Here is a 12893-nt window from a genome sequence, read left to right on the forward strand (position 1 = left end):
AAAATGTTATACAAAAAGGTTTTGGATGATCTAAAACAAAAGATAAATAGCGGGGTATATGAAGTAGGCACCGCACTGCCGACAGAAAGGCAGCTTATTGAGGAGTATGACGTTAGCCGCATTACCATTCGCAAGGCTGTTGATGAATTAGTTAAGTTGAATTTGGTTGAAAAGCGCAGAGGCTCAGGAACTTATGTGCTCGGAAAACAGTATTCGCATGAACTACGAGGATTGGCAGGCACCAGCGAAATCTTGGGCAGTTGCAATAAAGCAGTGCGCTATAAAGTGTTCCAATTCAGTATGATTAGTGACAATCCAGCGATCCATAAAATGCTAGATATGGAAGAGCATGAACCGCTTTACTACATCAGAAGAGTTAAGTATATCGATGATTTACCTAGGATTGTTGAAGATAGCTACATGCCTGTTGCACTGTTTCCCGACTTAAATATTTCGACTCTCGAGAAGTCGAAATTTGATTATGTCGAGCGTGATAAAGGCATGCTGATCGAAGGCAGCCGCCAAGAGTTTACGGCGGTCGAACCTGATGAAGATTTGATGAAGCTATTGGATATGGAAAAGAGTAGTCCAGTTATGAACCTTCGCTCGGTTTCCAATCTAAAAGATGGGCGCCGTTTCGATTATACCGAGGCGTGGTTCCATCCTGACGCACACAAACTTGCCATCTACTTACCACGTTAAATTGGTATTTTAAATTGATTGTATTCATAACCAATAATCGAAATAAATACGCTGAGATCACATTATCCACCTTAATTATTTGTCATGTTTTATCTAAGTAATACGATAGAACCAATTAATAAATAGGTCATACAAAGTATAACCTTTAAGAATGATGAATTACTGATATTTGCTCGAGGATGGTTATGAACAAACAACCACAAATTATTGCTATTGCTGGCGGCGGCTCTACTTACACGGCGGGGATTGTTAAAGCGTTACTGATGAAAGGTGATGACTTCCCAATCGCTGAAATTCGTCTTTACGATATTGATGCAGAGCGTCAAGACAACGTGGCTGTTCTAGTTGATTACGTGGTGAAGACTCATGCTCCACACGTTAATCTAACCGTAACGACCGAGCCTGAAGTGGCTTTCTCTCATGCAGATTTCGTCTTTGCGCAAATTCGCGTAGGTCAGTACAAGATGCGCGAGCAAGATGAGAAGATCCCTCTACGTCATGGCTGTGTTGGTCAAGAGACTTGCGGTGCTGGTGGTCTAGCTTACGGTATGCGTACTATTTTCCCGATGATCGAGTTGATTGATCATATGGAGCGTTTTGCTAAGCCAACGTGTTGGATGCTGAACTACTCGAACCCAGCGGCAATCGTTGCTGATGCGGTTAACCGTCTACGTCCAAATTCACGTGTACTCAATATCTGTGATATGCCAGTGGCTATCGAGCGTAACCTATCTAACATTCTAGGTGTAAACCGTTACGAGCTTGATGTGGAGTACTTCGGTCTAAACCACTACGGTTGGTTTACATCTATTAAAGTGGATGGTGAAGAAAAATTACCAGTGCTGCGCGAGCATATTCAAAAGTTCGGTATGCTAACAGAGCAAGAAGTTGAAAACGCCTGTCACTCTGAGCCATCTTGGATCAAGACATTTAAGAACACCAAGCCGTTAGTGCAAATGTTCCCAGAGTACTTGCCAAACACTTACCTACAATACTACCTAATGGCAGATGAGATTGTTGAGCAGTCGAATCCTGAGCGCACTCGTGCCAACGAAGTAATGGAAGGTCGTGAGAAGAAGATGTTTGAAGCGATTGAACAAATCAAAGCATCTGATGGTAACGTTGAAGGCAAGTTCCACGTGGGCGTGCATGGTGAATTTATTGCTGACGTGGCGATGTCTATGGCTTACGATCTACGTCAGAAGTGGTTAGTGATCATTCCTAACAACGGTTTAATCAAAGGACTGCCTGATGATGCGATGGTGGAAGTGCCTGCATTGCTAGGTCGTGACAAAGTATTCCCAATCCAAGTAGGTGAAGTGCCGCACTTCTATCAAGGTATGCTTCAGCAACAATTGATGTCAGAAAAATGTCTAGTAGACGCAGCTCTTGAAGGTTCATACGAAAAAGCGCTACAAGCATTTGCGCTGAACAAAACTATTCCTTCAGCACGCGTAGCGAAGTTGATCCTTGATGAAATGATCGAAGCGAACAAAGGCTACTGGCCAGAGCTTAAATAACGGAATTTAGCATTATGAAATTCAAACAAATTAAAGACATGAATGCATCGGCAGTCGGTTTTGGCTGTTGGGCGATCGGCGGTACTTGGAACAATGTGACTGACGATGAATCAATCCGTGCGATTAAAACTGCGATTGAAACAGGCATCAACTTTTTTGACGTAGCGCCGGTTTACGGCAAAGGTCACGCGGAAACTGTGCTAGGAAAAGCGCTAAAAGATGAAAAGCGTGAATCAATCATTATCGCGACGAAATGTGGTCTGCCATGGTCGCAAGATGAGCGTAAGAAGACACGTAAAGATCTGACGAAAGAGAGCATCTTTAAAGAGATCGACGACTCACTGACACGTCTACAAACCGATTATATCGACCTATACCAAGTGCATTGGCCAGATCCAAATACGCCAATCAGCGAAACTGCAGAAGCACTGGCTGAGCTTAAAAAGCAAGGTAAGATCCGCCACGTGGGTGTGTCGAACTACTCGCTTGATATGACGCGCGAAATGATGGCTGGTGTTGAGGTTGCCACATTCCAAGGTCTATATAACTTGCTTGAGCAAAACCCTGAGCACTACCACAATATCCCACTGCAATACCGTGCGCGTGAAGAAGCTCTGCCGTTCTGTAAAGAGCATGATATGAAGTACCTGCCGTACTCGCCACTGATGCAAGGTTTGCTAACGGGTACGTTAAAGCGCAGCGGCAACTGGGATGAAAACGACGACCGTCGCAATAACCCGAAACTAAACGGTGAGGCTTTTGAACCCTACTTCAACTGTGTTGAAGAGTTAAAAGTGCTAGCAAAAGAAGCCAATATTCCACTGGCACATCTGGCGATTCATTGGTTGGTTGCACAAGAGGAAGTCGGTCCGGTTATCGCTGGTGCGTATACTCAAGAGCAAGTGCGTGACAATGCGGCATTTGTCCAATCAACTTCAAGCATCGAACTCCTGAAGCGTGCTGAAGAAATCGTTGCGAAGTGGAACCTTAAATAAGGTTAGGTATTTCGTTACTATTATTCGAAACAAAATCTCGCCCCCCCGGCGAGATTTTTTTATCCCTGCAAGTTAGTTGGTTGCGCCTTCGAGATCGAGCAAGATCGCCAGCGCATTATCAGGGCCGCCCGCACAGATAGCATCATCACTGTCAAATGCTGAGCACACTTTAGGGCGCTCAGGCTGACCAAAAATCTTACATAGGTTGTGCTCATTGAGCTGAATGCAGCGCACTCCTGCAGGTTTGCCGTTTGGCATCCCCGGAATTGGCGAACTAATCGAGGGGGCAATGCAGCAGGCGCCACAGCCACGGTTGAGTTTTGCCGAGATACAAGGTGACCAATCAGAAACGTCGATAGAAGAAATAGTCATGGCTGCACCTCAAACATAGCAAGCGGGATAACAAAGAGGGGCGATTCTAGAGCAATGTTGCGCACGTTACTAGTCTGAAAAAAGACAAAGCCCCTAAGCGGGGCTTCGAGTTCGCTTGGTGACCATTTATCCGCGTATAAAACGGTTGTAAATAAACAGTAGGACAAATGCGCCAAGAGTTGCGGTGACTATGCTTCCAATATTGACGCCATCAGCACCGCCAAAGCCGAGGAATCCACCGAGAAATCCCCCAACAAATGCACCGGCAATACCGAGTACCATAGTAGCAATCCAACCGCCGCCATCATCGCCTGGCATTAACCATTTCGCCAGAGCGCCAGCAATCAAGCCAAGAATAATCCATGAAAGAATGCCCATGTTGACTCCTTTATCAATATGTCTTGATGACGCTATTAAGAATAGAACAGATGGCTTATTGTTGCGCTAGACTTGAACTTATCGCCTTGGAGGGGTATAAATCGCACCCTGTTTGGAATCGAAGTATGAGTCTATGAGCGAACAATTTTGGCAAACTAAAACCTTAGAGCAGATGAACGATCAAGAGTGGGAAGCGCTCTGTGATGGTTGTGGTAAGTGCTGCCTACATAAACTCATGGACGAAGACACTGACGAAATCTACTACACCAATGTGGCGTGTAGCTGGTTAAACACCAAGACTTGTGCGTGTAAGGATTACGAGAACCGCTTCACATCAGATGAAGATTGCACCAAGTTAACGCGTGAAGATATTGAAGACTTCCAATGGCTGCCGCACACCTGCGCTTACCGCTTGTTAGCAAATGGTGAGAAACTGCCTGAGTGGCACCCATTGATCACTGGCTCTAAATCTGCGATGCACAAAGCAGGCGAAAGTGTACGCAATAAAGTGGTGTACGAAATTGAAGTGGTGAATTGGGAAGATCACATTTTGAATCATCCCAACCGAGACTAGGTGTAGTAAGGTATATCAAGGGGTTGCTTGTCGCCCCTTAGTCAATAATCACCAATATTTACCAGTATTACGAAAATTTGCCGCCACTTTGTCGCCACTTAGGGTTGGCTGTTCAATAGCCTTTCGGCTTCGCTCATTTGCTTTAGACACTTACACACTTGTTGTGACAACCTAGTTTCACACATCATGGTGAGTTCTTGTGTTAAACGAGTCGGCTTCGGTTGCGACATGATATGTTCAATTTGGCTCCAAAGAACAATCTCTGTTCTAAACCTCACATATGATAATTCCATTTCCCTTAAGCGGGCATCTAATTCGGTTGTTTCAGAAGAAGGTGATTCAAATACACTTTTATATGCTATTTGAAAGACCGAATTTTGGTCGCCGATGAATGGGACGATGTTATCAATTTTACGCGCACCAGAGCCGTCTCTGCCTACAGTTTCGTTTAGGGAAGTTTTTAGTAAATTGAGTATGGAGTCTACTTGTTGCCTGTAGGTATTTCTTGTTTCAGTTTCGAGCTCAAATTGGAGCTGTCTCTTCAGCAAAAGATAAGTAACTAAAGCCAGCAATGGAGTTGCAGATGAGCCTAACATCTGGAACACCGACAAAATACGAACGTCTTTATCAAATGCTTCAAATATAAGACCAGTGTCTTTGAGTACATAGCCAACAAGCATTGCAGCGATGAAGAATGAAATAGAAAAAATTGAAAGTATGTAAAACGGGATTTTTAAATGCTTCATATCTATCGTTGGTTATCTAAATGAGCCAATGGATTCTTACTAACCACATCTTCTAAGTGATCAGGAGCTAGGTGAGCGTAACGCATAGTTTGTTTTATATCGCTGTGGCCAAGGATTCTTTGCAACGCAATTATATTGCCACCGTTCATCATGTAGTAAGACGCGAAGGTATGGCGTAGAACGTGGGCAGCCTGCTGCTTTAAACGTGGTACGTGTTTCACTATAAATCGGTAAACCGTCGAATAGCCGATGTTAAATAACGGGCCTGAACCTTCCTTGTAAATCACATCATAGAGTTCTGGGCTGATCGGTACTGAACGGTTCTTCTTACCTTTCGTTTGGGTAAAGGTAACTTTGTACTTAGTCAGCTGTGCGCCAGTGAGTCGAGAAGCTTCACGGAAACGTGCACCAGTCGCTAAACAAAGCTTGATGATCTTGTGTATGTCATCGTGGAACTCGTGCGCTTCTGCTTTGGCTATCAAGTCCTGCATTTCCTCAATGGTTAAAAACTCCATTTCCGTTTCATGCAGCTTAAATTGGCGAACAGACTGCAGCGGATTCTCACCTTTCCATTCGCCCATTCGTTGCAGCTCGACAATCACTGCATTAAGCAAGTCTTGCTCGTTATTACAGGTGCGAAAGGTTACCGCTACTTTTCGGCCGTTTAGGTCTGCGACTTCCCCAGCAAGGCGCCGTGTTCGGTAATCAGTGAATATTGCTGGCGTGAGTTTATGATAGAGCGGGTCGCCCATTGCGATACCCATAACCTTTAGTTTGTTATAGGTGTACTTAGAGTGGGCGAGTGATTGGCCGTGGCGTTCTTGCCAAAGGTCGATCATATCCACCAAACTTCTACGCTCGACCTTATCACCAAGCCAAGGTTTATCATCAACCTCGGCCATGGTGAACTTTTCGAATGCAAGTGCTTCGCCTTTGGTAGCGAAGCGTTTACGAATACGCTTACCGGCTCGGCCCTGCGGGTAACACTCACAGAGCCAAGGTTTTTTATGACCATCTTTTAGGTTTCGGATAGACATTAATTATAGGTGTTTTCCCATATGAGCGAGCTTGAACTGTTTTCGTTCATATTCTGCATAGGACTTAAGGCCAAAATAGATGCGAACAGGATTCCCTCGTCCATAAGGTATAGGTTGCCCATTATCTCTAGTATCAATTTTTAGGTGGTACTCACAGTTAATGGTTTCATTTCCTGCAGGTAGAACTAAATTTGGTTTTTTAAATTCTGTTGGGACTTTATTACTTCCCTGCCGAGAACAATTTAGTTGTTGCCCTAATTGGTCTGTTAAGTGTGATATTACATTTAAATCGGCTTGGTTCTGGTTAGCGTCGGTTGATATTAGGTGGTAGGACTGATTTAGTGTGTTCAACCCGTGTGATAATAGCAATTTGTAATCTTGATATGTCCCGACTTGAATAGTGCGCAGTGTACTCTCAAGGTTAGGGTGGAAATCCAGATACTCATAGTTTAATTTGGACCACGATACGAATTCTTTAACGTTGGCGTGATTATTTGCAATAAACTTTGAGTTAAGCGTCAGAGTGTCGCTCCATGAGTTTGTATGTAAGTCTGGTGAAACTGCTGGCCAGTTATATGTACTACAAAGTACAAATGAATAGTGCCTAGGTAGAGTCACTGTTTGGTGATTGATTAGAGCTATAGCACCTTCAGTATTATTGTTAGTTACGTAGGGAAGCACCACTTTATTCATTTCATTGAATGCTAATAGGTAAAGATCCCAATTGTCGCTAGAAATATCCAGTAGCTTATCGTTTAATGACGTCCCAACAGTTCCATATTCAAAGAAATCGTTTGGGCAATTGATACGAACATTGTTTGAACGTTTGTAAGTTTCTAATGAGTTTTTTAGCGCCTTAGCTATGTCTTCTACTTCATCATATGTGTTAGCTGTAGAGAGGCTATTTACACTGTGTAGAGTGAGGTAGACTTTGGCCACATCAGTCATCGACGTCTCCCCAAATCAGTAACTTCTTCCCCCTTCATTAATGTCTTAAGATCGTATGCTTGTTGATCAAAAAATCCTTCGGGCCAAGAAGATAGTTCACCGTTAGTACCAATTGTTATTTCATCAACAGTGCTTTCGGAGTTAGGAACGCCAGAAACATAGAATACTTTAAAGCCCTCGCCTTCATAATCTTCATCTAAACGAGCGCCAACCCTGATTCCATTTAGAAGGTGGTCGCTGTGCGTCTCAATAATAACTTGTACTCCCGCTAGAGCTGCTCGAGCAATTAAGCGACCTATGTAGCTTTGTCCTCTAGGATGCAAATGTGCTTCGGGATTTTCAATAACAACAAGTCCACCTGGTTTAGTAAGCAACAATGCACAAACGATGCCTAATGAATAGCTCAACCCGAATCCCATATTTACAGGGTTCGTTTTATCTGAGCCGTAAGCTTGAAACTGAGCGTGACTGATTTCTGCATTTTTTACAGTATCAGATTCAAAATTAAACCCTGGGGATATTTCAGCCATCCAGTTAATAATGTTACGTCGAACTGAACGGCCTTCGTCACCCTTCAAAATTCTCTTATCTCCAGATACAAGACGTTCACCATTGTTCGTTAAATCTGTCAATATCTCGTAAGCATGTTCACCCTTAGCACCCAACCAGTAACGAATAGATTGATCATGGCTGTTTTCAAGGTATGCCCTTGGTCCAAAGCGCTCAGCTTGCAGAAACTGAAAGCCTTTATCTATAAAATAATGGTGCGATAAGGCAGAAGCTTCAGAGTTCATGCACTTATTAAGCAGATGATTTTTTAAAGAGGCTTGTTCTGTTAGATCGTTAAAGCCCCATGAGCATTTATTATTATCGACGTATAGAGCGATATTTAGGCTGTTGTCACCTGTTACCGCATGTGCTGAATAGATATCACGGACAGAACCAAGCTCAACCAAGCTATCATTTAGTAGAACTTTATCACTAAACTTACTTTGAAATGGGATTGCGAGAGCTTGGATGGCAGTACTTTTACCAACTGAGTTATTACCGCAAAAAACCGTCAAGTTTCCAAGCTCAAATTCACGATATTTGTAGCACTTAAAGTTATTTAGTTCTATTTTATTAATCATTACTTTTCCAACCTAGCCAAGGGTTTTATATCAATATTACAACCAGTAGTTTTTGTTAATATGTTTGAAATAGCCTCAAATCGATAGTTTATAGTTACTTTCTTACCTGTTGAGCTAGATAGCGCATAGTATAGGCCCCTATCAGAATTCACATAAGCTGGGCTCTGCCATACGGCGTATTCTCTCGAATCATTGTTAATTGCTGAATATAGGCAATCGATAAATTCAGATTTATTCTTTTTAATTATATCTTTTTGTTCGTTGCTAATATTTGCAAATAGTGTCACCAGTACTTCAAATAGAGGTTTACTAATAGGGTCTTTTTTCTGGGCGTTTAGGACTTTTTTAAACGCATTTTTTCCAAATAACTCATGGCTAAATTTAATACCAGACTCAAATTTTGACGTAAGTGATATGATAATTGGGGAGTCAGACTTGTAGTCTACTTGCCCGTTATCATGCTCGACTTTTTCAAAGTCTTGGTTGTTGATCCAAACCATTGCTTGGGATAGAAAATCATCATATTTAGACGCTTTAAATTCCTCATAACCAAAAATAATAAAAGCAAGTGCACTTAAACATAGTTCCAAGTCCTTCTGCCTTTTGGGGTTCACGGTATCATTTGTTGAAGAAATAAACGTCTGACTAGAAGCTAAAAACTTGAGATAGAAAACACTGCTACCAAAGTTGATTGCTGAACGTATTTCCTGATCGCTTAATTTAACCCCATAAGTGTTGATACGATGGAATAGCTCTATGATAAAGCGGTTTACACTCCCGTGGTTTTTATCTTCCTCTTCCATATCAATGACATATGCCGTTACTTCAAACTCGGTGATTGAACGAGTGAACTTACGATCAAATTCGGTAAAGAACTTTCCATTTGCTTCAATGACAGGTGAATCTTTATCTAACTTCAATGAGAAGCGTCCCATCATGAAGTCTTGGACTGTTGTGATTCGTTGCAGTCCATCAATAACTACCCAGTTGTCATTTTTACGTTCACCAAAGTAAAATATAGGAAGTGGTAGGCCCATTAAAATTGATTCAATTAGCTTTGACTTCTTTTTGTCATCCCAAATTCGATCTTGTCTTTGATAATCGGGCTGAATTTCTATCTCGTCGTGTAATAGCCTTTGATAAAGTGCGTAGAGACTAGGTGTTTGCCTCCTAATGTTTGGCACAATCAGCTCATAGTTAGCGTCATCGTCATCGTCATCGTCACTGGAGTCTTCTGAGTTAGCTGTATTACCGTCATCGACACCAGTTACAGAAGATAGGTCTACTAGATCTGACATATCAAAACTAGAATCTTTCGCTAATTCGGTTGAAGTCTCATCAACAACTGCCGTCTCATTGTCTAATGAAATCGTTGCTGATTGAACGGTTTCGTTTATCCTACTGAGCTCAGCCATAATCTCTCTAATTTGGCTATCGACAAGAAATCCAGGCTGCTTAATATGCAGGTTGTTAATTTCTTTGTTTAAGTTAGTAAGAATTTTCTCAAGTTGAGCCGCTAAAAGACTTTGGCTGAATTTTTTATTGGATGCTAGAGCTCTACGAACTTGTCTCTGCTCTTTTAGTGGAAGCTCTTGAATATCCCCTAAAGCGTGCTGGTTGCTTTCTCTTAGAACAAGGTGCTTGCGACGTTCGTACTTGAAATACTGAATGTATGGAAGATTAGCAAAAATTGTTTCTGGCTGGTGTCTACTAGTAAATGAACCTTGAAGAGCTTGCTCTACGTTACAGTAGCCATCTTTATCTAAGCTTTCAAAAATTGCCTCTAGCTCTCTGATGCTTCGTTTTTGTTCTCTATTTGAGCTGTCAGCTTTGACTATATATTTGCCAGTTTCTCTATCTAGGGATAGAAGAGTTATACCGCTAGTAGTTGCGGTGATTGCTTTTAAGGGGAGACCGATGAGCTGTTCTATGTCATCAAGCAAATCTTCAAAATTCATAAGGCACCAAGTATAGAAGTTTATTGGTGCCATATTATCATAGTGACTCAATATGTGTCATATGAAGGAAATGGGAGATGTAAAGTAGTTTGTTAGGTTTATCAAAGAGTTTTCAAGAAATCCTTTATCGTCTTCGCTATCGCTTCAGACAACAAAAATGGAACGCCATTACCAATAGTTTTGAACATGTTGGACAAGCCCATATCTTGTGGTAACGCAAACTCTTTAGGCAAAGACTGTATCGCAAGAGCTTCTGCCGCACTTAGTCTTCGATCTTGGTAAGGGTGTAAATGAACCTCATTGTTACCATATGCAGCTGTCGCAGAATGTCTCCATCTATGTAGCCTCTTAAATGACTTACCACTCACGTCTCCTTCTGCAATAGTTTGCATTTTCGACAGACCGGCCTTTGGCTTGAAGTGGTGCTTAGCGTTTGGGTGATTGTAAACGTCATTTTTCCTAAACCAATACTCGATAGTTAGTTCTTTCATATCGCCAGAAAAATCGGGTGCAAGTAAAGAGCTGTTAGCCGCATATGGTGTAGTGGTCGGCCACAGCGATTTTTGAAGAACGACGTCTTTGTCAAATCTTAAGTAAGTTTTCCATTGAAAGTTCTGTTCCAACTTAAGTCGTTGGCTGCGCTTTACTTTTGAGCGCTTTATCCCAAACAACAAGATTCTATCGCGGTCTTGAGGAGTTCCTACTTCGATACAATTAGTGAGCCTATCTGTTAGAAGATAACCCGCACTTTCCAATTTCTCTTTCATCTCGTTATAGAAAAGAGAGTGTTTTTTGTTGCTCAAAAGGCCTTTCACATTTTCTAGTAAAAAGAAATCAGGTTTGAATGTGATTATAGTATCGACGTATGACTCGGTCAGCTTTCCGTGGTCACCTTCACGGCCTTTATTTTTACCCGCAACAGAAAAATCTGGACATGGTGGACCACCAATAAAACCAACTAAACCGTCTTTTTTCGCGTTAGTTACATATTGTTTTAGTCGTTTTTGGGGTTTACCACTTAAGAACTCATCAATGCTACCAAGATGATGTTCATATTGAGGTTCTGGGTAGTTCATTATTTGTCGTGAATATTTGTAAGCCTCATAAAAAGGCTTATGAAATTCATTCACAAATCTCACATCAAAACCGGTTCGCTCGAACCCAAGATCTAAAAAGCCACTTCCTGCAAAAAATGAAAAAATGATAGGCGCACAGTTATCGTCGCTATCATTGGCCTGACTGGGTTTTAACAAGCTATGTTCCTCGGTTCTTTGTGGTATTCAACCAGTATCACTATGTTGATGCTAGCGAAAGGATGCGGATAATAGCTTATGTATTTTGACATGACAAAATGTTTTCTGAACGTCGGATGCAGTCAGCAAGTCACCATCATCACAACTTCACTACTTTTTCTTCATTTCCATCGCCACGCGCCCAAGCACCTTAATGTCTTGTTCCGATACCTCAATCGTTGAAGTATCAAACGCGATCGCCAATTTTTTACCCGGTAAACGTTGCAGGTAGTTGATAGACAAACGTCCATCTACATCAATTAGGTAGTCACCTGATATAGGGTCCACCGAGTCTTTGTTGATGTAGTAAATTCCTGCGTCGTCCTCAATGACTTGAGTGTTTGATGGCTTTAGGCCAAAGCGTTCGAGAGTTGCCAAGTCTAAAGACATGCTACCGGATTTCTCTAATGAGCCACCTTCAAGTTTGTAAGTCGCTAGATTCTCATTCGGACTGCTGCTACCAGAAAACGGTTCACCTTCACCAAGAGCGAGGTACCTAACTGATGCCCCCGATGCTAAGTGTTCTCGAACAATTAACTCATGAGCAATTCGATCGTGATGATGCCAAGTTAAGATGGTCGATTTTGGGATTCCGTAGTGATCGGCGAGCAGGTTATAGCTATCACAACCCGTCACTATTTTTAGCCTATCCGTAAATTCGCGACCACTTGAATACTCGAATGGAGGAACCTTAGCTGGAATTCGACTCATTTCATTAGCCCTGTCATAAATAGATCTAGATCCCGAAATCAATCACCATCGATTTCATTTTCAATTAAATCGAACTTAAAACTTGAATTGATTGCGTTTTCGATCAAATATAATTTCATATTCAATTGATGCTGTCATGTTCCACCAATAGGCATCAATAAAATCTCAAAAGCGTAGGATACCACTTATGGCAACACTGCAAATAGCAATTGATGCGCCCGTATGCACAAAAAAGGAATTTTTGCGTCGTACTGGCATGTCTTCCTCTTCATTTGATCGCCAAAAAGACCTTGGCAACATTCCTATTGTTCCTAAAGACGCCTCTAAAGGTTTGATTTTGGTGAACATGGTTAAGTACAACCAACAGTTAGCGGAGCAACAAGTATGAACTTCGCAACGTCACCTAAAACCAAACTCACTCCGCAAGGCACGAGTGAGTCATGGGAAGACAAGTACCCTAACGAATGTCCGCTATGGCTCAATATCGTTGGCTGGTCATTCGTTTTCGTTCCGTTTTTCTTCATTTGAGT

At 42.0% G+C, this 12893-nt stretch carries 15 protein-coding genes; 6 read left to right on the plus strand and 9 right to left on the minus strand.

All coding sequences use genetic code 11. From position 1 onward, the window contains the following. Positions 1-3: 3 nt before the first annotated feature. The 3 genes from DPF93_RS05965 to DPF93_RS05975 all read left to right on the plus strand — a co-directional run bounded on the left by DPF93_RS05965 (position 4) and on the right by DPF93_RS05975 (position 3217). On the plus strand, positions 4-702 hold the full coding sequence (locus DPF93_RS05965; protein ID WP_114765299.1) for a GntR family transcriptional regulator: 699 nt from the start codon (positions 4-6) through the stop codon (positions 700-702). 185 nt (positions 703-887) lie between these two features. Continuing rightward, complete coding sequence (locus DPF93_RS05970; protein WP_114765300.1) at positions 888-2222, plus strand: 6-phospho-alpha-glucosidase; 1335 nt, start codon at positions 888-890, stop codon at positions 2220-2222. 14 nt (positions 2223-2236) lie between these two features. After that, positions 2237-3217 (plus strand): aldo/keto reductase, encoded by a 981-nt coding sequence (locus DPF93_RS05975; protein WP_114765301.1) that lies wholly within the window; start codon positions 2237-2239, stop codon positions 3215-3217. Positions 3218-3289: 72 nt separating this feature from the next. Here the strand turns inward: DPF93_RS05975 and DPF93_RS05980 are convergent, their stop codons facing one another. Continuing rightward, positions 3290-3589, minus strand: a complete 300-nt coding sequence (locus DPF93_RS05980; RefSeq protein WP_244204686.1) for a YkgJ family cysteine cluster protein — start codon at positions 3587-3589, stop codon at positions 3290-3292. A 126-nt stretch (positions 3590-3715) separates the two neighbouring features. After that, entirely contained in the window at positions 3716-3967 is a 252-nt protein-coding gene (locus DPF93_RS05985; protein ID WP_114765302.1) for a GlsB/YeaQ/YmgE family stress response membrane protein, read from the minus strand. Positions 3968-4100: 133 nt separating this feature from the next. Here DPF93_RS05985 and DPF93_RS05990 point away from each other — a divergent pair, with 133 nt between their 5' ends. Then, positions 4101-4541: a YcgN family cysteine cluster protein gene (locus DPF93_RS05990; RefSeq protein ID WP_114765303.1), complete on the plus strand. Its 441-nt coding sequence runs from the start codon at positions 4101-4103 to the stop codon at positions 4539-4541. 98 nt (positions 4542-4639) lie between these two features. Here the strand turns inward: DPF93_RS05990 and DPF93_RS05995 are convergent, their stop codons facing one another. From DPF93_RS05995 to DPF93_RS06025, 7 genes are all read right to left on the minus strand, one after another. Further along, the gene (locus tag DPF93_RS05995; protein WP_114765304.1) at positions 4640-5287 is read right to left on the minus strand and encodes a hypothetical protein; all 648 of its coding nucleotides are present in this window, start codon (positions 5285-5287) and stop codon (positions 4640-4642) included. Positions 5288-5289: 2 nt separating this feature from the next. After that, positions 5290-6324, minus strand: coding sequence for a phage integrase (locus DPF93_RS06000; RefSeq protein ID WP_114765305.1), 1035 nt, complete (start codon positions 6322-6324; stop codon positions 5290-5292). Between the two features lie 3 nt (positions 6325-6327). Continuing rightward, the gene (locus DPF93_RS06005; protein ID WP_114765306.1) at positions 6328-7272 is read right to left on the minus strand and encodes a hypothetical protein; all 945 of its coding nucleotides are present in this window, start codon (positions 7270-7272) and stop codon (positions 6328-6330) included. Beyond that, positions 7269-8402 (minus strand): AAA family ATPase, encoded by a 1134-nt coding sequence (locus DPF93_RS06010; RefSeq protein ID WP_114765307.1) that lies wholly within the window; start codon positions 8400-8402, stop codon positions 7269-7271. The genes DPF93_RS06005 and DPF93_RS06010 overlap by 4 nt, the downstream gene beginning before the upstream one ends. Beyond that, positions 8402-10360 carry a DUF262 domain-containing protein gene (locus tag DPF93_RS06015; protein WP_114765308.1) on the minus strand — a complete coding sequence of 653 codons (1959 nt, stop codon included), beginning with the start codon at positions 10358-10360 and terminating at the stop codon, positions 8402-8404. The genes DPF93_RS06010 and DPF93_RS06015 overlap by 1 nt, the downstream gene beginning before the upstream one ends. A 101-nt stretch (positions 10361-10461) precedes the next feature. After that, the gene (locus DPF93_RS06020; protein ID WP_114765309.1) at positions 10462-11613 is read right to left on the minus strand and encodes a DNA cytosine methyltransferase; all 1152 of its coding nucleotides are present in this window, start codon (positions 11611-11613) and stop codon (positions 10462-10464) included. 150 nt (positions 11614-11763) lie between these two features. Continuing rightward, complete coding sequence (locus tag DPF93_RS06025; RefSeq protein WP_114765310.1) at positions 11764-12363, minus strand: phage repressor protein CI; 600 nt, start codon at positions 12361-12363, stop codon at positions 11764-11766. Positions 12364-12550: 187 nt separating this feature from the next. Between DPF93_RS06025 and DPF93_RS06030 the strand changes: the two genes are divergently transcribed. Then, a complete protein-coding gene (locus DPF93_RS06030; RefSeq protein ID WP_114765311.1) occupies positions 12551-12751 on the plus strand; it encodes a hypothetical protein in 201 nt (66 codons plus the stop codon). After that, on the plus strand, positions 12748-12891 hold the full coding sequence (locus DPF93_RS21275) for a hypothetical protein (RefSeq protein WP_164675322.1): 144 nt from the start codon (positions 12748-12750) through the stop codon (positions 12889-12891). The genes DPF93_RS06030 and DPF93_RS21275 overlap by 4 nt, the downstream gene beginning before the upstream one ends. The last annotated feature ends 2 nt before the right edge of the window (positions 12892-12893 follow it).

The sequence above is a fragment of the Vibrio rhodolitus genome (genome assembly GCF_003350325.1).
Classification (GTDB): Bacteria; Pseudomonadota; Gammaproteobacteria; order Enterobacterales; family Vibrionaceae; genus Vibrio; species Vibrio rhodolitus.

What these genes read in the sequence shown, in the direction of transcription:
- DPF93_RS05980 (WP_244204686.1), bottom strand. Translation starts at nt 3,589, where the DNA reads ATGACTATTTCTTCTATCGACGTTTCTGATTGGTCACCTTGTATCTCG.
- DPF93_RS05965 (WP_114765299.1), top strand. Translation starts at nt 4, where the DNA reads ATGTTATACAAAAAGGTTTTGGATGATCTAAAACAAAAGATAAATAGC.
- DPF93_RS06010 (WP_114765307.1), bottom strand. Translation starts at nt 8,402, where the DNA reads ATGATTAATAAAATAGAACTAAATAACTTTAAGTGCTACAAATATCGT.
- DPF93_RS06005 (WP_114765306.1), bottom strand. Translation starts at nt 7,272, where the DNA reads ATGACTGATGTGGCCAAAGTCTACCTCACTCTACACAGTGTAAATAGC.
- DPF93_RS05985 (WP_114765302.1), bottom strand. Translation starts at nt 3,967, where the DNA reads ATGGGCATTCTTTCATGGATTATTCTTGGCTTGATTGCTGGCGCTCTG.
- DPF93_RS06025 (WP_114765310.1), bottom strand. Translation starts at nt 12,363, where the DNA reads ATGAGTCGAATTCCAGCTAAGGTTCCTCCATTCGAGTATTCAAGTGGT.
- DPF93_RS05975 (WP_114765301.1), top strand. Translation starts at nt 2,237, where the DNA reads ATGAAATTCAAACAAATTAAAGACATGAATGCATCGGCAGTCGGTTTT.
- DPF93_RS21275 (WP_164675322.1), top strand. Translation starts at nt 12,748, where the DNA reads ATGAACTTCGCAACGTCACCTAAAACCAAACTCACTCCGCAAGGCACG.
- DPF93_RS05990 (WP_114765303.1), top strand. Translation starts at nt 4,101, where the DNA reads ATGAGCGAACAATTTTGGCAAACTAAAACCTTAGAGCAGATGAACGAT.
- DPF93_RS05970 (WP_114765300.1), top strand. Translation starts at nt 888, where the DNA reads ATGAACAAACAACCACAAATTATTGCTATTGCTGGCGGCGGCTCTACT.
- DPF93_RS06000 (WP_114765305.1), bottom strand. Translation starts at nt 6,324, where the DNA reads ATGTCTATCCGAAACCTAAAAGATGGTCATAAAAAACCTTGGCTCTGT.
- DPF93_RS06015 (WP_114765308.1), bottom strand. Translation starts at nt 10,360, where the DNA reads ATGAATTTTGAAGATTTGCTTGATGACATAGAACAGCTCATCGGTCTC.
- DPF93_RS06030 (WP_114765311.1), top strand. Translation starts at nt 12,551, where the DNA reads ATGGCAACACTGCAAATAGCAATTGATGCGCCCGTATGCACAAAAAAG.
- DPF93_RS05995 (WP_114765304.1), bottom strand. Translation starts at nt 5,287, where the DNA reads ATGAAGCATTTAAAAATCCCGTTTTACATACTTTCAATTTTTTCTATT.